This is a genomic window from Umezawaea sp. NPDC059074 (assembly GCF_042738955.1).
In the GTDB taxonomy this organism is placed as follows: domain Bacteria; phylum Actinomycetota; class Actinomycetes; order Mycobacteriales; family Pseudonocardiaceae; genus Umezawaea.
Genome location: NZ_JBHYHC010000089.1, coordinates 19,624 through 37,827, shown reverse-complemented (window position 1 = coordinate 37,827; position 18,204 = coordinate 19,624). Strand labels below are relative to the sequence as shown.

The following is an 18,204-nucleotide window of genomic DNA, read 5'->3' as shown; positions in this document are numbered from 1 at the left end:
GACGTACACCATGCCGCCCGAGACGACCGCTCCCCCGCCACCGCCGGAGATCGCCCCACCGCGACCCGGAAGGCCGTTCACGCCGGTGAAGTCGCGGACCGTGTCGTAGGTCCACAGCACCCGGCCGGTGGTCGCCGAGTACGCCCGCAGCTTGCCGTCGTTACCGCCCTCGTAGACCACGCCCGGACTGCTGGACACCGCCGGGCCGTGGCCCAGGGTGCACACCTCCGGGTACGCCGCCGCGCCGCCGGTGGTGCAGCCGTCGGCGGGGTTCGGGGTCTCCCACAGCACCTCGCCGGTGGCCGGGTCGACGGCGAACACCTTGCCGGGGTCGGCGAAGTACGTGGCGATGTAGAGGCGCTTGCCGTCGTAGCTCGACCCCCACTGGATGCCGGAGATTCCGCCGCTGGGCAGCGGGACGCCCAACTGCCTGCGCCACACGACCTCACCGGTGCGGGCGTCGAACACGTGGTAGACGCCCAGCTTCTGGCCCACGCCGACCAGCGTGCGGCCGCCCACGGTGAACACGTTCGGCGTCGCGCCGATGTCGTAGTCCAGCGCCGAGCCGTCCTTGAGACCGGGGCAGTAGCCCTCCGGGTCGGGGTCGTTGCACAGCGAGCGCCACGTGTCGGCCTTGGTGACCTGGTTGCGCCACTTCACCGCCCCGGTCCGCGGGTCCAGCGCCAGCATCGTGTCGAAGTCGCCCGCGCTGCCGGTGTAGTTCTGGCCCGTGCCGACGTAGAGCGTGCGGGTCTTCGCGTCGATCACCGGCGAGCTCCACACCCCCGCCCCCGACGGCTCGTAGCGGGTCGCGCCGCTGGGCCACGTCCCCACCGCCCGCGGCTCCGGCACCGTGTAGTGCCGCCACGCCAACGCCCCGGTGTTCGCGTCCAACGCGTCCAGGTGGCCCCGGAACGTGCAGCACGCGTAGTCCTTGCCGCCGGTGTTCTCCGCGCTGGAGGTCCCCACGTACACCCGGCCCTCGTACACCACCGGCGAACTGGTGATGGTCGCCGACGGGTGCGCGTCCACCTGCTCGGCCCACACCAATCGGCCGTCCCGCTGGTCGAGCGCGTACACGTAGCCGCGGATGTCGCCGAAGTACACCTTCCCGTTCGCCACCGCCGGACCGTCCCACGCCACCGCGGGCCGCGGCCCGGGCTCCACCCCCGCCAGGTCGAACGTCCACCGCCGCGCCCCGGTGCGCGCGTCACGGGCGTAGAACTTCCCGTCCGGCCCGCCGAAGTACACGACCCCGTCCACCACCGCGGGCTGGCTGCGCACCGGCAGGTCCGTGTGCGGGTACGCGAACGCCCACTTGAGCTTCAGGTTCCCCACCGTGCGCGGCGTGATCCGCCACTCCTCGGCGTTGTGCCGCGTCCCCGCCAGGTCCTTCTGCCACGACGGCCAGTCGCCGCGCGCCGGGCTCGCCGAGGCCGTCCCCGCCCCGAGCAGCACCACCGCCACCCCTAGACCGATCGTTCGTCGAACGCCCCTCATCGGATTCCCCCTCGTCGTTCGGGCACGTCCACCTTGGCAGCGGCGCACCCCCGCGCGGATCGCCTGAAGGTCGTTGTCCGAGACGGAGGAAAGGTGGATGCCGGGGTCCGTCGAACGATGGATGCCGACCCCGAGAAGATGGGGACATGACCAGCACGCACCTCACCGGCGCGACCGAACTGCCCGACGGCACGCGCGTGCGCGGCCGCGGCCTGCGCGACCCCGACCCCACCGGCCCGCTCCCCGAGCACGGCCTCTACCTGGGCGGGAAGAAGCTGCGCGCCCGCAACGACGACCGGCTCACCTGGCCGCACGAGTGGATCGACTGGCCCGACTTCCTGCTGCCGCGCGACAGCGCCGACGCCATCGCCCGCATCCGCGACCTGCACGAGCGCGCCCGCGCGGGCCACCGCGTCGAGGTCGCCTGCCACGGCGGCAAGGGCCGCACCGGCACCGTCATCGCCTGCCTCGCGGTGCTCTCCGGCGTGCCCGCCGACGAGGCCGTCGCCTGGGCCCGCGTCCACTACGACCGGCACGCCTCCGAAACCCCCTGGCAGCGCCGCTGGGTCCGCCGCTTCCCGACGACCTAGCCCGCGGTCGCGCGCGCCAGCAGCGCCATCGCCGTGTGCGACGCCGACCCCGCCTCGGTCGTCGCGATCACCACGTGCGGGCCGCGCGACCGGGGACTGCTCATCGTCTGCTGGGTCACCGTCACCGCCCCCACCAGCGGGTGGTGCATCCGGTAGGCGACCGCGTCGCACACCACGACCCGGTGGTCGGCCCACAACCCGGCGAACTCCGGGCTGTGCACGCACAACTCGCCCACCAGCGCCGACAGCAGCGGGTCGTCGGGGTGGTGGCCCACGGTCACCCGCAGGTTGCCGACCACCGCCGCGGCCTTGTCCGCCCAGTCCGGGTACAGCTCCCGCGTGTGGGCGTCGCGGAACACCAGCCGCGCCATGTTCGGCCGCCGCGCGACGTCGTCGGGCGAGGCCGGGTCGAGGTGGCCCGCGAACAGGGCGTGCCCCATCCGGTTCCACGCCAGCACGTCGCTGCGCCGCCCCAGCACGATCGCGGGCACGTCGCCCAGCGCCGCCAGCAGTTCACGGGTCGCCGCGGTGACCCGCTCCGGCGCGGGCCGACGCGCGCCGCGGCGGTGCGCGGGGTTCGCCAGCGCGTGCAGGTGGGCGCGTTCGCCGTCGTCGAGCCGCAACGCCCCGGCGATCGCGTCGAGCACCTCCGGCGACGCGTTGCGCGACTGCCCCTGCTCCAGCCGCGCGTAGTACGGGGCGCTCACGCCCGCGAGCAGCGCCAACTCCTCCCGCCGCAGCCCCGGCACCCGCCGCCGCTCGCCGTAGGTCGCCACCCCGACCTCGTCGGGCCGCAGCCGTGCCCGCCGCGCGTGCAGGAAGTCACCCAATCGGTCCACGCCACCGAGTATGGGCCGCCGACCGGTGCCTCAGCCCGACCCTGCGGGGGTGTGGCTCACCCACGTCCGCGCGCCGAGAGTCGGAGGGGTCAGCAGCCGCACCACCCTGGAGACCCGATGACCACCCCTGACGTGACCGCGTTCGCCTTCACCCGGCGGGCGTGGGTCGACGCCCCACCCGCCACCGTCTACGACCTGGTGAGCGACGTGTCCACGATCGAGCGCTGGAGCCCCAGCGCGTCCGCCGTCGCCTACGACCCCGGTGACGGGCCGCGGGTCGGCGCGCGGTTCGGCGGCCGCAACCGCCGCGGCGACAAGGAGTGGACCACCCGCTCCCTGGTCGTGGCGGCCGAGCCCGGCGCGGTGTTCGCGTTCGTCGTCGACGACATCGTGTCCTGGCGGTGGACCTTCCAGGCCGACGGCGACGGCACGGTCGTCACCCAGGCGTGGTCACTGCTGCGCCACGACCCCGTGCTCGGCGAGGACCTGGCCGGGCTGCGCGACCACATGGCCGACAGCGTCGAGACCACCCTCGTCGCCCTGGCCCGCTGGATCGCGGCGGAAAAGCACGCGCGCGTCGAGGCCGCCCGCTCCTAGAGTGACCGCCAACGCGTAGACGGAGACGAGTAGCCGAGGGACCACGCGAGTCCAGAGAGCCGCCGGCAGCTGCGAAGGCGGCCTCGCGCCCCTCGGTGAAGACCCTCCCGAGTGCGGGGAGGAACGGCGGGCCCCCGCGCCCGCCCCATGCCCCGCCGGTTCGCCCCCGTCACCGGGCGCCCGGAGGCCGCGAGCACGTGGCGGCGAAGGCGTGGTGGTACCGCGAGTCCCCTTTCTCGCCCACGCCCCCAAAGGATCGCGCACGTCCCCAGGAGTGTGATGATCTCCCGAACCCCCACCGCCGACCTCGCGAAGCACGTCGGCGAGCACGTCACCATCGCCGGGTGGGTCCACCGCCTGCGCACCCTCAAGTCCGTCGCGTTCCTCGTCGTGCGCGACCGGTCCGGACTCGCCCAGGTCGTCCTGACCGGCCCCGACACCCCGAGGTTCACCGCCGAGACCGTCGTGGAGGTCCGCGGCCTGGTCGTCGCGGGCGACCAGGCCCCCGGCGGCGCCGAACTCGTCGACCCCGCCATCGCGGTGCTCGCCGAACCCACCGGCCCACCGCCGTTCGACCTGCACCGGCCCCGCGTCACCGCGACCCTGCCCACGGTCCTCGACCACGCCGCCGTCGCCCTGCGCCACCCGACCCTGCGCGCCCCGTTCGAGGTCAACGCCGCGAGCACCGCCGGGTTCCGCGCCGCGCTCGACGCGCTCGGCTTCACCGAGATCCACACCCCGAAGATCGTCGGCACGGCCACCGAGTCCGGCGCGACCGTGTTCGGCGTCGACTACTTCGGCGCCCCCGCGTTCCTCGCGCAGTCGCCGCAGCTGTTCAAGCAGACGATGGTCGGGGTGTTCGAACGGGTCTACGAGGTGGGGCCGGTGTTCCGGGCCGAACCGCACGACACCACCCGCCACCTCGCCCAGTACACCAGCCTCGACGCCGAACTCGGGTTCGTCACCGACCACCGCGACGTCATGGCCGTGCTGCGGCACGTCGTGGCGGGCATGGTCGACGCCGTCGCCGAGCACGCCGCCGCGGCCGTGACGCTGCTGGAGGCGGAACTCCCGCACGTCCCGGCCGAGATCCCCGCGATCGACTTCGCCGAGGCCCAGGAGTTGCTGGCCCGGCACACCGGGGAGGACCCGCGCGGCGAACCCGACCTCGCGCCCGCCCACGAGCGGTGGCTCTCGGCGTGGGCGGAGCGCACCCACGGCTCGGAGTTCCTGTTCGTCACCGGCTACCCGCTGCGCAAACGGCCGTTCTACACCCACCCCGACCCGCTGCGACCCGAGGCGTCCCACAGCTTCGACCTGCTCTTCCGCGGCCTCGAACTGGTGACCGGTGGGCAACGCCTGCACCGGCACGCCGACTACCTCGCCGCCCTGACCGCCCGTGGCGAGGACCTGGCCGCGCACCGCGACCACCTCGACATGTCCGCCCGCGGCCTGCCGCCGCACGGCGGGTTCGCCATCGGCCTGGAACGATGGACCGCCCGCCTGCTGGGCATCGACAACGTCCGGCGCACCGCGCTGTTCCCCCGCGACCTGCACCGGCTGCACCCGTGAAAACCGCTCGCCGCCGCGGGCGGCCGCCGGCTACCGTCACGGCGTGCGCAAGACCCCGCAGGAGAAGAAGCGGCTCAGCTACGCCAAGGACCGCCGCAACACCTACGGCGAGAACGACAAGTCGTCCCGCCGCAACATCCCCGCGGCCAAGGCCCGGCAGCGCCGCGCCAACCGCCGCGTCGCCCACCAGGTCCTCACCACCGCGGGCGAGGACCGGCTCGGCCTGATCCGGCCCAAGACCCGCTGGCGCAAGGCCCCGGACACGCCGCTGGGCGAGGTCGTCCGCAGCAAGCTGGAGGCGCGGGAGTCCCGCGCCTCCAGGCGGGCCTGACTAGCGGTACTTCTTCAGCTCCCGCTTCGCCAACGACATCCGGTGCACCTCGTCCGGACCGTCGGCCAACCGCAGCGTGCGGGCGGCCGCCCACAGGTTCGCCAGCGGGAAGTCCTGGCTCACACCACCCGCGCCGTGCGCCTGGATCGCCTTGTCCAGCACCCACTCCGCCATCAGCGGCACGCCGATCTTGATCGCCTGGATCTCCGTGTGCGCGCCCTTGTTGCCCACGGTGTCCATCAGCCACGCCGTCTTGAGCACCAGCAGCCGCGCCTGCTCGATGCGCACCCGCGACTCGGCGATCCACTCCTGCACCACGCCCTGGGCCGCGATCGGCTTGCCGAACGCCACCCGCTCGTTCGCCCGGCGGCACATCAGCTCCAACGCCCGCTCGGCCATGCCGATCAGCCGCATGCAGTGGTGGATCCGGCCGGGGCCCAGCCGCGCCTGGGCGATCGCGAAGCCCTGACCCTCGCCGGCCACCAGGTTGTCCACCGGCACCCGCACGTCGGTGAAGGACACCTCCGCGTGCCCGCCGTGCGGCCCGTCGGTGTAGCCGAACACCGTCATCCCGCGCTTGACCTGCACACCGGGAGTGTCGCGGGGAACGAGGATCATCGCCTGCTGCTGGTGGCGCTCGGCCTCGGGGTTGGTCTTGCCCATCACGATGAAGATCGCGCAGTTCGGGTTCATCGCGCCCGAGGACCACCACTTGGTCCCGTTGATCACGTAGGAGTCGCCGTCGCGCTCGATGCGGGTGGCGATGTTCGTCGCGTCCGAGGACGCCACGTCCGGCTCGGTCATGCAGAACGCCGACCGGATCTCGCCGTCCAGCAGCGGCCGCAGCCACTGCTTCTTCTGCTCCTCGGTGCCGAACATCGCCAGCACCTCCATGTTCCCGGTGTCCGGCGCGGCGCAGTTCAACGCCTCCGGCGCCAGGTGCGGGCTGCGGCCGGTGATCTCCGCCAGCGGCGCGTACTGCAGGTTCGTCAACCCCGCGCCGTGCTCGGCGTCGGGCAGGAACAGGTTCCACAGCCCGGCCTCGCGGGCCCGCGCCTTGAGCTCCTCCACGACCGGCTTGCGCGTCCACTCGTCGTCGGAGGCCGCGAGCTGCTCCTCCAGCACCGCCTCGGCGGGGTAGACGTGCTCGTCCATGAACGCCAGCAGCCTGCTGCGGAAGTCTTCCGTCGTGGCGTCGTACGCGAAGTCCATCTAGTACTCCTTGATCGCGAGGAGGCCCTGGCGCACGAGCGGCAGGGTGAAGGAGCCGAGCTGGGAGAAACCGGCGCCCACGGTCCCGCCGGTGGTGTAGCGGTAGTGGATGCCCTCGAGGATCACGGCGAGCTTGAAGTAGCCGAACGCGATGTACCAGCCCAGACCGCTCACGTCCGCGCCGGTGCGCGCCGCGTAGCGGGCGACCAGCTCGTCGGCGGTGGGGAAGCCCGGCAGCGACGGCACGGTCCCGGTGATCGGGTCCTCGTCGATGCCCAGCCCGTGCCAGTAGACGTGCAGCAGGCCGACGTCGGCGAGCGGGTCGCCCAGCGTCGCCATCTCCCAGTCCAGCACCGCGCTGATGCCCAACGGGTCCCGGGTGACCAGCACGTTGTCCAGCCGGTAGTCGCCGTGGATGATCGTCGCCCGAGCCGAGGTCGGCACGCGCTCGCCCAACCGGTCCCGCAGGTCGTCGATGCCCTCGAGGTCACGGCTGCGCGAGGCGTCGAGCTGCTTGCCCCACCGCTTCACCTGCCGCGCCAGGAACCCCTCGGGCCTGCCGAAGTCGCCGAGGCCGACCGAGTCGGGGTCGACGTCGTGCAGGTCCGCGAGCACGTCCACCAGCCGGTGGCCCAGCGCGGTCGCGTCGGCGGGGGTGAGCCAGTCGCACTGGTCGCGGGTGCGCAGCGCGGCGCCCGCGACCTCCTCCATCAGGTAGAACGGCGCGCCGAGCACGTCGGGGTCGGTGCACAGCAGCTCCACGCCGGGCACCGGCACGGCCGTGTCGGCCAGCGCGGAGATCACCCGGTGCTCGCGGGTCATGTCGTGCGCGGTGGCCAGCACGTGGCCCAGCGGGGGACGGCGCAGCACCCACCGGTCGGTGCCGTCGGTGACGCGGTAGGTGAGGTTCGAGCGGCCGCCGGGGATCAGCTCGCCGGTCAGCGGGCCCTTCCCGAGGTAGGCGGCGAGCCTGTCGAAGTCCAGGCCGGGCAGGGTCGTCACGGCTTCACTCCCAGTGCGGCGAGCGCGGCACGGGTGGTGTCCGCGTCGGTGTGCAGGTGCGCGCGCAGCCCCACGGCCTTCGCGCCGTCCACGTTGACCTGCATGTCGTCGAAGAAGACGCAGCGGTCGGCGGGCAGCTCCAGCAGGTCCAGGGTGTGCCGGAAGATCGCCGGGTCGGGCTTGCGCAGCCCGATGCGGCCGCTGATCACCAGCGTGTCGAACAGCTCCAGCAGCAGGTCCTCGGGGTAGCCCTCGCCCCAGCTGTTGGACAGCAGGACCGTGCGGACACCGCTCGCACGCACCTCGCGCACCAGGTCCGCCATCGCCGGGTCCACGTGCGCGGTGCCGAACATCCGCCGCAGCAGCCCCTGCGCGGCGATCTCGCCGCCGTCGACGGTGACCAGTTCGGCGGCCAGCAGCCGTTCGAACTCGTCCACCGCCAGCGCGCCGGTCTCCAGCCGCGCCACGGGGTTGTCGGGGGCGGCCTCGCGCCCCATCCAGCCCTTGATCGTCACGCCGTAGCGGTCGCGGTCGATGTTCTCCGACCGGAGCCAGTCCTCGACGAAGCGCGGCACCGACACCGTGAGCACACCGCCCCAGTCCAGCACCACCGCGTCGATCTGCCGTTCGTCCTCGTTGCCCACGACGCGAGCGTACCGACCAGTTGGTATGTCGGCAACGGGAACCCCTATCCGACCTCCCCGAGGTATCCGGGCACGAGGTACCGCGCTCTTGACCCCTTGGGTAGGGGGTTGGACATGACCGACGAAGCGACGGCCCTGGTGGCGCTGGGCGAGCACGCACTGCACGTCGACGGTGACCTGGCGGGCGCGCGCTGCCAGTTCACCAAGGCCTACGAGCTGGCCGAACGGGAGGACGACCCGCGGCTGATGGCGTTGGCCGCGGTCGGGCTGGGCGGGCTGTGGGTGCACGAGCACCGCACCGCCGCCGACGCCGCCTCCGTCGAGGCCCACCAGCGCGCGGCCCTGCGAGCCCTGGACCCGCGGTCCCCGCTGGCCCTGCGGATGCGGACCAGGCTCGCCGCCGAGGCCGACTACCGCGCCGTCCGCTCGGACACGATCCTGCCGCTGGTCCGCGAGGCCCGCGACGCCGACGACCCCGTGGCGCTGTCGGAGGCGCTGAGCCTGGCCCACCACTGCCTGCTGGGCCCGCAGGACGCCGAGTTGCGCCTGCGCCTCGCGGAGGAGCTGCTGCGCGTCGGCTCCCGCACCGGCCGTCCCAGCGACGTCGCCATGGGCCTGCTGTGGCGGACGGTGGACCTGTTCCTGCTCGGCGACCCGCACGCCGAGCGCTCGCTCGCGGAGCTGACCGACTCCGCGGCCGCGGCCCGCAACGCCGCCGTCTCGTTCGCCCGCACCGGCATGCGCGTCATGCTCGACATCCGCGCGGGCCGCCTGGACGACGCGGAGAAGCTCGCCCACGAGTGCGCCGCGCAGGGCCGCACGACCGGTGACGCGGACTACCTCGGCTGGTACGGGGCGCAGCTCGTGGCGATCCGCTGGTACCAGGGCCGGGTGGGCGAGCTGGTGGACGTGCTGGGCGACATCGTCAACTCCCCCACGCTCAGCGCCACCGACAACGCCTTCGTCGCCGGGCTCGCGGTGGCCTCGGCGTCGGCGGGGGACACCCGCACCGCCCGCGGCGCGCTGGCCCGCCTGCGCGGACCGGGCCTGGACGCGCTGCCCCGGTCGAGCACCTGGCTGTGCGCGCTCAACGGCGCCGTCGAGGCCGCGTCGCTGCTGGCCGACACCGACATCGCCGCCGAGGCCTACGAGCTGCTGCTCCCCCACGCCCGGCTACCGGTCATGGCCAGCCTCGCCGCGGCCGACTTCGGGTCCACCCACCACGCCTTGGGCGTCGCGTCGCTGACGCTGGGCGAGGCGGACCGGGCCGTCGCGCACTTCCGCACCGCCCTGGAGCACAACACCGCCCTGGCCCACTGGCCCGCCGCCGTGCTGTCGCGTCACCGCCTGGCCCAGGCGTTGGCGAGTCGCGGCGAGTCGTGGGCGGCGGAGACCGAGCGCGCCACCGCCGTGCACGAGGCCTCGTCCCTGGGCATGACCCTGCCCACCGCGGGCCGTCGCGTCCTGGTCTGCACCCGGTCGGGTCGCCGCTGGCGGCTGGAACTGGGCGACCACGCCACCACGGTCGACGACTCGGTCGGCCTGCGCTACCTCGCGACCCTGGTCGCCAACCCCGACGTGGAGATCGCCGCCATCGACCTGGTCGACGGTCCCACACCCGACACCCGCACCACCCAGCCGCTGCTGGACGACGTCGCGCTGCGCCAGTACCGCCAACGGCTGCGCGAGCTGCGCGACGACATCGCCGAGGCGGAGGCCGCCCACCGCGAGGTCCGCGCCGCCCAGCTGCGCGCGGACGCCGACTGGTTGGCCGACGAGCTGCGCGCCGCGACCGGCCTGGGCGGCAAGCCCCGCCGCTTCACCGACAACCCCGAACGCGCCCGCATCGCCGTGGGCAAGGCGATCCGCCGCGCGCTGGACCGCGTCGCCGCGGCGGACCCGCTGCTGGGCGAGCACCTGCGCAGCCGCGTGCAGACCGGCATGAGGTGCAGCTACCAGCCATAGGTGTCGGCTATCCGCGGAACGGGGTGGAACACCGGTGTCCCGCCTCAAGGGGTGACCCCGCCGCCACGGAAAGGCCCGTCGTGATGCCCCCACCCGAGATGACCCCGCGCCCCGCCCCGTGGACGGGCTGCGCCACCTGACCACCGGCGCGGGTGGACGTCGGTGGCCCGGCGGGCGATCCCCGCGGGGCCACCGGCAGCCCTCACTTGATCCCGGCCACTTCCTTCTGGCACGCCGAGGTCAGCGTCATCACCTCGTCGACGCCCTTGACGGGCCCGGTGAGCGTGTTGGGGTCGACGTCCTCACCGGTGATGGTGGTCCCGACGATCCCGGAGTCGGTGTCGGTCGACACCTCCACGTTGGTCACCCCCTTCGCCCGCAGACACGCCACCGTCTTCTCCGCGAACGCGTAGGCGTCGGGGTTGTGGGCGTCCAACTCCCACGGCGGCAGCGGCAGCAGCGGGTCGCACTCGTCCTGGGTCGCCTGGTCGACCTTCTTGCCCTCGGTGCCCCGAGGGGCGATCCCGTGCTTGTCCAGGCACTTCATGTAGGGCGCGTAGACGACGTCCCAGTCGGCCTGCGTCATGTCCAACCGCTTCCGCGGCCGCTCGGCCGACGGCGGGGCCGCCGCCGTCGAGGAGGAGGACGCGTTCGCCGACGTCGTCTGCAAGGACGCCACACCCGTGGGCGCGGCCGGGGCCGAACACGCGGCCAACCCCACGGCCGCCGCCAGTATCACCAAGAACCTCATGCCCGGATCCTGACCGGCGAATGTCAGGAACCGATCAGTCCGCCGTGGTGATCCGGTGGTCTCACCACCCGTCGGTCGGCGCGATCGGCTCGGCGGCCGCCAGCGGGTTGGGCACCGTCCCCACCGGCCGCACCGACCGGTGCGACGCCTGCTCGGCGTACCCCGTCACGAGCAGCCGGTCGCCGTTGAGCGGGTAGTGCGGGAACGACCCGCCCAACAGCCCCACGGCGTCGATCCGCTCCGCGAGCGCGGGGAACCGCCGCCGGTAGGCCTCCACCTCCCCGCGCACCCGGTCCCACAGCCGCGCGTCGGGCAGCAACAGGTCCAACGGCTGCCCGACACCGACCAGGAACGCGTTGACCAGGTAGGACCGCAGCGCCGGCCACGCCCGCCGGGGCAGCACCGGGTCGTGCTCGTCGGGCGCGGGCCCGCGCTGCGGCACCGGCTCCAGCGACAGGCTCACGTCGTCGATCAGGTCCTTCACCGCGATCCGCGCGGGCAGCCCGTCTGCGCCCTCGATCACCAGGATGTTCTGCCCGTGCGGGTTCACCGTCACCCCGTAGTGGAACAGCAGGTGCAGCAACGGCCGCAGCAGCGCCGCGAGCAGCGCGGACACCCACGCCGCGGCGTCGCCGCCGGACCGGGCGACGAACTCCTCCACCAGCGGCTGCCCGTGCTGGTCCACGTGCAGCACCGCCGCCAGCGGCCACACCCGCTCGCCCGCCGCCAACCGCGGCTCGACCGGTTCCCGCCACACGCACGCCAAGGTCTCCCGCAGCCGGTAGGGCGACCCGTCCAGGCCGCCGATCCGGGGGTGGGCCACGGCGACGGACGCCACCTCGCCGAGCAGCTCCGTGCCCCACTCGCGCAGCCGCGGGTCCCCGGCCCACAGGCCCTTGAGCCACTGCGTCACCACCGGCGCGGCCACCGCGATCTCCGGCAGCACCCCGCGCCACACCGTGGTGTTGAGGATCCGCAGTGGCAGCTTCACCTGGTGGCGGTCGGTCCGGTCGACGTTGGACAGCGTGCGGATCGACTGCGTGGGCAGGTACTCGTCCGGCGCGGACCCCAGCACCACGATCCGCTCGGTCGCCACCTCCGGCGCCCACATCGTGGCCACCACGTTGTCCAGCTGCCACGGGTGCACCGGCATCCACACGTAGGCGTCCGGGTCCAGCCCGCGTTCGACCAGCACCGCCGTGAACGCCGCCACCGTCTCCGGATCCAGCTCCACCGCGCGCAGCGCGTGCTCCGAGAGCGACGGCACCGACCGGAACTCGCCCAACCCCCGGTGCACCGCCAGCCACGGCAGCCGCACCGTCCGCCGCGACTCCGGCGCGTAGGCGGCCACGTCGGAGGCGGAGAACCCGATCCGCCCCTTGTTCGCCACCAGCCGCGGGTGCCCCGTCAGGTGCCCCTCCAGCTCGGCGTGGTCGAGCTTCGCCAACTCCGCCACCGGCAGCGCGGTCGCCGCGAGCGCCACGTCCGCCGCCAGCGTCGAGGTGATCTCCAGCAGGTAGTTCGCCAGCGTCACCGGGTCCACCCCGAGCCCGGCCTCCACCAGGAACAGCTGCACGTCGTCCGCGGGTCCGGGAGCGCCGGGACCGTAGCGGCCGACCACGATCCGCCGCAGGCTGCCCGGATCCACCCGCCACCCGCCGAACGCCCCGCGCGCGGCGGTGAACGTGTACCGGACCGCCCCCAGGTCGAGCAGGTAGCCGTCGTCGACGGCCTCGGGCTCCAGCAGCGACTCGAACGCCAGCTCGCCGATCAGCTTGCCCAGCAGGGCTGTGGACGCGGTGCTCCATCGCACACGGCTCATGTACACCTCTCCGGCCGAGACCAAGATCAGTGTTCCCCGCGGCCGCGCTTCGCGCTACGGGCTCACGGGGTGGTGCTCGGCACTGCCGCGAGCAGCCTGCGCGTGTACTCGTGCCGGGGCGCGAGCAGCACCTGCTCCACCGGTCCCTGCTCCACCAGCAGCCCCTCGTGCATCACCGCGACCCGGTCGGCGATGCTCCACGCCAACCCCAGGTCGTGGGTGATGATCAACGCCGCCAGCCCCAGCTCCCGCCGCAGGCGCAGCAGCAGCGCCAGGATCTCCCCTCGCACCGACGCGTCCAGCGACGCCACGGGCTCGTCGGCCACCAGCAGCCGCGGCCCCAGCGCCAACGCCCCCGCGATCACCACCCGCTGCCGCTGCCCGCCCGACAGCTCGTGCGGCAGCACCGGGAAGAACTCCCGCGCCGGCCGCAGCTCCGCCTTCTCCAGCGCGTCGGCGACCAGCTCGGCCTCGTCACCGGGCACCCGGTGCACGCGCAGCCCCTCGGCGACCGCCTCGTACACCGAGTGCCGCGGGTTCAACGCGCTCGTCGGGTCCTGGAGCACCAGCTGCACCTGCCGCCGGTAGGCCCGCAACCCCTTCGCCGACGTCGGCAGCTCGACCCCGTCGAACAGCACCCGACCCGCGGTCGGCGCGCGCAGCCCCAGCAGGGTCCGCGCGGTCGTGGTCTTGCCGGACCCGGACTCGCCGACCAGCGCCACGATCTCCCCGGACCCGATCTCCAGGTCGATCCCGCGCACCGCCCGCACGACCCCACCGCGACCCCGGTAGTCCACCGCGAGCCCCTCGGCCCGCAGCAGCGGCGTCGACTCCCGCACCTCGTCAGGCGACACCTGCCGGAACGCCGGATCACCCACGACGGGAAACGCCGCGGCGAGGGCCCGGGTGTGCGGGTGGGTGGGGGCGGTGATCACCGACCGCGCCGGGCCCTCCTCGACGATCCGGCCGTGCCGCATCACCGCGAGCCGGTCGCACGTGCTCGCCAGCACCGACAGGTCGTGGCTGATCATCACCAGCCCGATGCCCTGCTCGGCCACCAGCCTGCCCAGCACCCCGAGCACCTGCGCCTGCACGATCACGTCCAGCGCCGTGGTCGGCTCGTCGGCGATCACCAGCCTCGGATCGCACGCCAGCGCCATCGCGATCATCACCCGCTGCTTCTGCCCGCCCGACAGCTCGTGCGGGTAGGAGCGCGCCTTCGCGGCGGGCAGCTCCACCTGGTCGAGCAGGTCCGCCACCACGGCGCTGCCGCCGTGCAGCCGGATCGGCTCGGCGATCTGCTCCCCGACGCGGCGCACCGGGTTGAGCGCGTGCATCGCCCCCTGGAACACCACCGACGCCCGCGCCCACCGCACCGCCCGCAGCCGCCCCCACGACATCGTGGCCACGTCCTCGCCGTCGAGCAGGATCTCCCCGTCGACCAGCGCGGACTTCGGCAGCAGCCGCAGCACCGACATCGCCACGGTCGACTTCCCGCACCCCGACTCGCCCGCCAGCCCCAGCGTCTCGCCCGCGGCCAACGTCAGGTCCACGTCCCGGACGGCGGCCACCTCACCGCGGTCGGTCCGGTAGCGCACCCCCAGACCGCGCAGCTCCAGCAGCGGGCTCACCGGTCTCCCCTCAGCCTCGGGTTCAGCACCGTCTCCAACGCCCGCCCGACCAGCGTGAACGCCAGCACGATCACCACCACGCCCAGACCCGGCGGCAGCAGGAACCACCACGCCCGCTGCGACACCGCGCCGTGCAGGTTCGCCGCGCGCAGCATCGACCCCCACGACACCGTCGACGGGTCGCCCAACCCCAGGAACGACAGGGTCGCCTCGGCGACGATCGCGTTGGCCACCGTCAGCGTCGTGTTCACGAACACCATCGGCAGCACCGCCGGCAGCACGTGACGGCCGATCACGTGCGCGTGCCCGCCGCCGAGCACCTTGGCGCGTTCGATGAACGGCCGCGCCTCCACGCTCAACGTCTGCGCCCGCACCAGCCGCGCGGTCGACGCCCACGACGTCACGCCGATCGCCAGCACGATCGTCCCGACCCCGCGGGGCAGCACCGTGGACAGGGCGATGGCGAGCACCAGCGACGGCAGCACCAGGAAGAAGTTCGTCACCCACATCAGCCCCGCCGACAGCGACCCGCCGAAGTGCGCCGCCGTGACCCCGACCAGGGTGCCGATCGCCACCGACAGCACGGTCGCGGTCAACCCGATCAGCAGCGAGATCCGGCTGCCCCACCACGTCAGCAGCAGCACCGAGCGGCCGGTGTGGTCGGTGCCGAACCAGAAGTCGCCGCTGGGCGGCTGCCACCGCTGCCCGGCGGCCTTCGTCACGTCCAACCCGGCCGCGTCGGTGACCAGCGGCGCGAGCACCGCCAGCACCACGACCACGCCGAGCACCACCAGCCCGACCACGCCGCCGCGGTCGCGGGTGAACTCCCGCCACGTCGAGGAGACCGCCGCCCGGCGGCGCTGCCACACGATGCCCGTCACGACGCGCGCACCCTCGGGTCCAGGACCTGGTAGAGCAGGTCGGCCAGCACGTTCATCACGATCACCGATCCGGCGAGCACCACGAACACCCCTTGCAGCAGCGGCAGGTCCGGCCCGGCGAGCGCCTCGTAGGTCAGCAGCCCCAGTCCCGGCCAGGAGAACACCGTCTCCACGGTGATCGCCCCGGTCACCACCAGGCCGAGGTGCAGGAACACCAGCGTCACCGTCGGCAGCAGCGCGTTGGGCACCGCGTGCCGACGCCGCACCTGGTCGTCGCGCAGGCCTTTGGCGCGCGCGGTCGTCAGGTAGTCGGCGTTCATCTCCTCCAGCAGCGAGGACCGCATGACCAGCTGGTACTGGGCGTAGACCACCGCGATCAGGGTCACGCACGGCAGCACCATGTGGTGGGCGACGTCGAGCGCCTGCGGCCAGAACCCCGGCGGGGTGCTGGAGAACCGCATCCCGCCGGAGGGGAACAGGTTCCCGGTCACCATCGACAGCAGCATCCCCAACCAGAACGCGGGCATCGCCCACCCGACCAGCGCCACGCCGGTCGACGCCCGGTCGAACGCGCTGCCCCGCCGCCACGCGCCGCGGATGCCCAGCCACAGCCCGAGCACCACCGCGATCAGCGTGGAGGTGCCCACCAGCAGCAGCGTCGGCCCGACCCGCTCGCCGATCAGCTCGGCGACCGTGCGCCGGTAGAACAGCGACGTCCCCATGTCCCCGTGCAGCAGGCCGACCGCGTACTTGCCGAACTGCTCCAGGATCGGCCGGTCGTAGCCGTGCAGCGCCCGCAGCTCCGCGATCTGCGCCGCGTCGACCTGGCGGCCCCTGGTCATGGTGACCGTCGGGTCGCCGGGGATCATCCGGAACAGGAAGAACCCCAGCACCACCACGGCCGCGAGGCTCGCGAGGGCGCCGCCGAGCGTGCCCACGACGTGGCGCAGCACCCCGCCGCCGCGCCGCGAGGGGGTCTCGGCCTGGACGGGAGCGCTCACTCCCGGTCCCCGGCGGTGGCGCCGCGCCGCTTGGCCAGCAGCCACACCCCACCGCCGACCAGCAGCACCACGACCACGATCCCGCCGATCAGCAGCCCGCTCGGGCCGGAGGACCCGCCCGCGGCCGCCGCCACGGGCACCGCGCCGTAGTACCCCCACATCCCGTTCTGGGCCATGATCACGCCACCGGGGTCGGGCTGGATCGGGAAGCTGGCGAACGTGTCGTCGCGGTAGGCCTCCAGCACGTTGTCGTGGCCGAGGATGATCGCCGGGACCTGGTCGTAGAACCGCTGCTGCATCTGCTTGACCAGCTCCGACCGCTTGCCGGGGTCGAGCTCGGCGCCCTGCTTCTTGTACAGGTCGTCGTAGGCCTGGTCGCAGAAGAACGTGTCGGTCGTGCCGCTCGCGGTCGGCGAGGCGGGCCGCGCGTCGCAGGTGTTGAGCGACAGGATGAAGTCCGGGTCGGGGTTGGTGCCCCAGCCGGAGAAGATCAGGTCGAACTTGCCCGCGACGCTGTACTCGTCGAGCAGCGTGTCCGCGACGATCTGCACGTCCACGGCGATGCCGATGTCGGCCAGCGACCCCTTGACGTACTCGCCCGCCTGCTCGTCGTAGGCGCGGCTGGAGTGGCCGATGAGCCGGAACTTCAAGGGCTTGCCGTCCGCGCCGACCCGGACGCCGTCGGAACCCTTCGGGTATCCGGCCTGATCGAGTTCGGTGTTGGCCGCCGCGGGGTCGAACGGGCGCACCGTGGACGGGGTGTAGTGGAAGTCGGGGAACACCGGCGGGATCGGGCCCGTGCCGCGCTCGGCGTACCCGCCGTTGACCCGCGCGATGATCGCGTCCAGGTCGATCGCCTTCGCGATGGCCTGGCGCACCTTCACGTCCTTGAGCGCCGGGTGCCCGTCGCCGATCGGCTCACCGGTCTTCGTGGCGGCCCCGGAGTTGAGGACCAGCTCGTTGAAGCGCCTGCCCTGCGCCTTGTTGCGGGTGATGCCCTGCTTGTCCTTGAGGGAGTCGAACTGGGCCGGGCCCATCCTGTTGACCAGGTCCAACTCGCCCTTGTCCAGCGCTTGGACGGCCGCGTCGACGGTCTTGTAGTAGATGAAGTGCAGCTCGTCGTACTTCGGCGCGCCCCGCCAGTAGCCCTTGTTGGCCTTGAGCTTGATGAACTCGTTCGCCCGGTACTCCGACAGGGTGAACGGCCCGCCGCTCACCACCGGACCCGTGTCGTTCTTGTAGTCCGCGATCTTCCCGACGCCGGACCACACGTGCTCCGGCACGATCGGCACGTCAAGCGCGAGCATGCTGGCCTGCGGCGACCTGGTCTTGATCACGACCGTGCGGTCGTCCGGCGCGGCGACCGTCTCGAAGTTCGCCACGAAGCTGCCGTTGGCGGTGGCGGCGTCCTTGTCGGTCATCATCAGGTTGTAGGTGAACGCGACGTCCTTGGCCGTGACCGGCTGCCCGTCGGACCACTTCTTCCCGTCCGGGACGGTGAACGTCCATGTCAGGTCGTCAGCCGACTTCTCCCACGACTTCGCCACCCCCTCGACCGGCCGCTGGTCCTTGACGTCGTAGGCGGTCAGGTAGTCGTACATCAGCCGCCCGATCTCCGTGCTCGTCTGGTACGAGGCGAGGAACGGGTTGAGCGAGTCGACCTGCTGGACGATTGCCACCCTCAACGTGACGGGCTGCTGCGCTTGGGCGGGTGCGGCCAGTGGCAGCGCCACCAGACCCGTCGCCCCCACGATCGACCCCAGACGGCGCGTGATTCCCACAAGCACTACCTCTCCCCAGAGTTGCGCACAGGGGTAACCATTTACCCCAAGATCTCGACAAAGACCACCCGCGGCCCAACCATGT

General features: G+C 73.0%; 16 protein-coding genes. 5 read left to right on the top strand and 11 right to left on the bottom strand.

Annotation, left to right across the window (positions count from 1 at the left end; all coding sequences use genetic code 11):
• The coding region (locus ACFWW9_RS31560) for a PQQ-binding-like beta-propeller repeat protein (protein ID WP_390385494.1) at positions 1-1,500 on the bottom strand (1,500 nt) is incomplete at its 3' end.
• 146 nt (positions 1,501-1,646) lie between these two features.
• On the opposite strand from ACFWW9_RS31560, the gene ACFWW9_RS31555 reads away from it, so the two are divergent.
• A complete protein-coding gene (locus ACFWW9_RS31555; protein ID WP_390385492.1) occupies positions 1,647-2,090 on the top strand; it encodes a protein-tyrosine phosphatase family protein in 444 nt (147 codons plus the stop codon).
• On the opposite strand, the gene ACFWW9_RS31550 is transcribed toward ACFWW9_RS31555, so the two are convergent.
• Positions 2,087-2,929 (bottom strand): helix-turn-helix domain-containing protein, encoded by an 843-nt coding sequence (locus ACFWW9_RS31550; protein ID WP_390385490.1) that lies wholly within the window; start codon positions 2,927-2,929, stop codon positions 2,087-2,089. The two genes, ACFWW9_RS31555 and ACFWW9_RS31550, sit on opposite strands and share 4 nt — an antisense overlap.
• 117 nt (positions 2,930-3,046) lie before the next feature.
• Here ACFWW9_RS31550 and ACFWW9_RS31545 point away from each other — a divergent pair, with 117 nt between their 5' ends.
• The 3 genes from ACFWW9_RS31545 (at position 3,047) to ACFWW9_RS31535 (ending at position 5,429) form a co-directional block, all read left to right on the top strand.
• Positions 3,047-3,526 (top strand): SRPBCC family protein, encoded by a 480-nt coding sequence (locus tag ACFWW9_RS31545; RefSeq protein WP_390385487.1) that lies wholly within the window; start codon positions 3,047-3,049, stop codon positions 3,524-3,526.
• A 279-nt stretch (positions 3,527-3,805) separates the two neighbouring features.
• Complete coding sequence (gene aspS, locus ACFWW9_RS31540; RefSeq protein WP_390385485.1) at positions 3,806-5,098, top strand: aspartate--tRNA(Asn) ligase; 1,293 nt, start codon at positions 3,806-3,808, stop codon at positions 5,096-5,098.
• Positions 5,099-5,141: 43 nt separating this feature from the next.
• The gene (locus ACFWW9_RS31535; RefSeq protein ID WP_390385483.1) at positions 5,142-5,429 is read left to right on the top strand and encodes a hypothetical protein; all 288 of its coding nucleotides are present in this window, start codon (positions 5,142-5,144) and stop codon (positions 5,427-5,429) included.
• Here the strand turns inward: ACFWW9_RS31535 and ACFWW9_RS31530 are convergent, their stop codons facing one another.
• Genes ACFWW9_RS31530 through ACFWW9_RS31520 form a run of 3 tightly spaced genes read right to left on the bottom strand, consistent with a single transcriptional unit; the run spans position 5,430 to position 8,287 of the window.
• Complete coding sequence (locus tag ACFWW9_RS31530; protein ID WP_390385481.1) at positions 5,430-6,641, bottom strand: acyl-CoA dehydrogenase family protein; 1,212 nt, start codon at positions 6,639-6,641, stop codon at positions 5,430-5,432. It abuts the gene before it with no gap.
• The gene (locus ACFWW9_RS31525; protein WP_390385478.1) at positions 6,642-7,643 is read right to left on the bottom strand and encodes a phosphotransferase family protein; all 1,002 of its coding nucleotides are present in this window, start codon (positions 7,641-7,643) and stop codon (positions 6,642-6,644) included.
• The gene (locus ACFWW9_RS31520) at positions 7,640-8,287 is read right to left on the bottom strand and encodes an HAD family hydrolase (protein ID WP_390385475.1); all 648 of its coding nucleotides are present in this window, start codon (positions 8,285-8,287) and stop codon (positions 7,640-7,642) included. The genes ACFWW9_RS31525 and ACFWW9_RS31520 overlap by 4 nt, the downstream gene beginning before the upstream one ends.
• 114 nt (positions 8,288-8,401) lie before the next feature.
• Here ACFWW9_RS31520 and ACFWW9_RS31515 point away from each other — a divergent pair, with 114 nt between their 5' ends.
• Positions 8,402-10,252 (top strand): hypothetical protein, encoded by a 1,851-nt coding sequence (locus ACFWW9_RS31515; RefSeq protein ID WP_390385472.1) that lies wholly within the window; start codon positions 8,402-8,404, stop codon positions 10,250-10,252.
• A 202-nt stretch (positions 10,253-10,454) separates the two neighbouring features.
• On the opposite strand, the gene ACFWW9_RS31510 is transcribed toward ACFWW9_RS31515, so the two are convergent.
• The 6 genes from ACFWW9_RS31510 to ACFWW9_RS31485 all read right to left on the bottom strand — a co-directional run bounded on the left by ACFWW9_RS31510 (position 10,455) and on the right by ACFWW9_RS31485 (position 18,119).
• The gene (locus tag ACFWW9_RS31510) at positions 10,455-11,003 is read right to left on the bottom strand and encodes a hypothetical protein (protein ID WP_390385470.1); all 549 of its coding nucleotides are present in this window, start codon (positions 11,001-11,003) and stop codon (positions 10,455-10,457) included.
• Positions 11,004-11,064: 61 nt separating this feature from the next.
• On the bottom strand, positions 11,065-12,825 hold the full coding sequence (locus ACFWW9_RS31505; protein WP_390385468.1) for an IucA/IucC family protein: 1,761 nt from the start codon (positions 12,823-12,825) through the stop codon (positions 11,065-11,067).
• A gap of 62 nt (positions 12,826-12,887) precedes the next feature.
• Positions 12,888-14,456, bottom strand: coding sequence for an ATP-binding cassette domain-containing protein (locus ACFWW9_RS31500; RefSeq protein WP_390385466.1), 1,569 nt, complete (start codon positions 14,454-14,456; stop codon positions 12,888-12,890).
• Complete coding sequence (locus ACFWW9_RS31495) at positions 14,453-15,337, bottom strand: ABC transporter permease (protein WP_390385464.1); 885 nt, start codon at positions 15,335-15,337, stop codon at positions 14,453-14,455. Before ACFWW9_RS31495 ends, ACFWW9_RS31500 begins: the two co-directional genes overlap by 4 nt.
• Positions 15,334-16,338 (bottom strand): ABC transporter permease, encoded by a 1,005-nt coding sequence (locus tag ACFWW9_RS31490; RefSeq protein WP_390385462.1) that lies wholly within the window; start codon positions 16,336-16,338, stop codon positions 15,334-15,336. Before ACFWW9_RS31490 ends, ACFWW9_RS31495 begins: the two co-directional genes overlap by 4 nt.
• Entirely contained in the window at positions 16,335-18,119 is a 1,785-nt protein-coding gene (locus ACFWW9_RS31485) for an ABC transporter substrate-binding protein (protein WP_390385460.1), read from the bottom strand. Before ACFWW9_RS31485 ends, ACFWW9_RS31490 begins: the two co-directional genes overlap by 4 nt.
• Positions 18,120-18,204: the final 85 nt, after the last annotated feature.

What these genes read in the sequence shown, in the direction of transcription:
- ACFWW9_RS31555 (WP_390385492.1), top strand. Translation starts at nt 1,647, where the DNA reads ATGACCAGCACGCACCTCACCGGCGCGACCGAACTGCCCGACGGCACG.
- ACFWW9_RS31545 (WP_390385487.1), top strand. Translation starts at nt 3,047, where the DNA reads ATGACCACCCCTGACGTGACCGCGTTCGCCTTCACCCGGCGGGCGTGG.
- aspS (WP_390385485.1), top strand. Translation starts at nt 3,806, where the DNA reads ATGATCTCCCGAACCCCCACCGCCGACCTCGCGAAGCACGTCGGCGAG.
- ACFWW9_RS31530 (WP_390385481.1), bottom strand. Translation starts at nt 6,641, where the DNA reads ATGGACTTCGCGTACGACGCCACGACGGAAGACTTCCGCAGCAGGCTG.
- ACFWW9_RS31515 (WP_390385472.1), top strand. Translation starts at nt 8,402, where the DNA reads ATGACCGACGAAGCGACGGCCCTGGTGGCGCTGGGCGAGCACGCACTG.
- ACFWW9_RS31510 (WP_390385470.1), bottom strand. Translation starts at nt 11,003, where the DNA reads ATGAGGTTCTTGGTGATACTGGCGGCGGCCGTGGGGTTGGCCGCGTGT.
- ACFWW9_RS31505 (WP_390385468.1), bottom strand. Translation starts at nt 12,825, where the DNA reads ATGAGCCGTGTGCGATGGAGCACCGCGTCCACAGCCCTGCTGGGCAAG.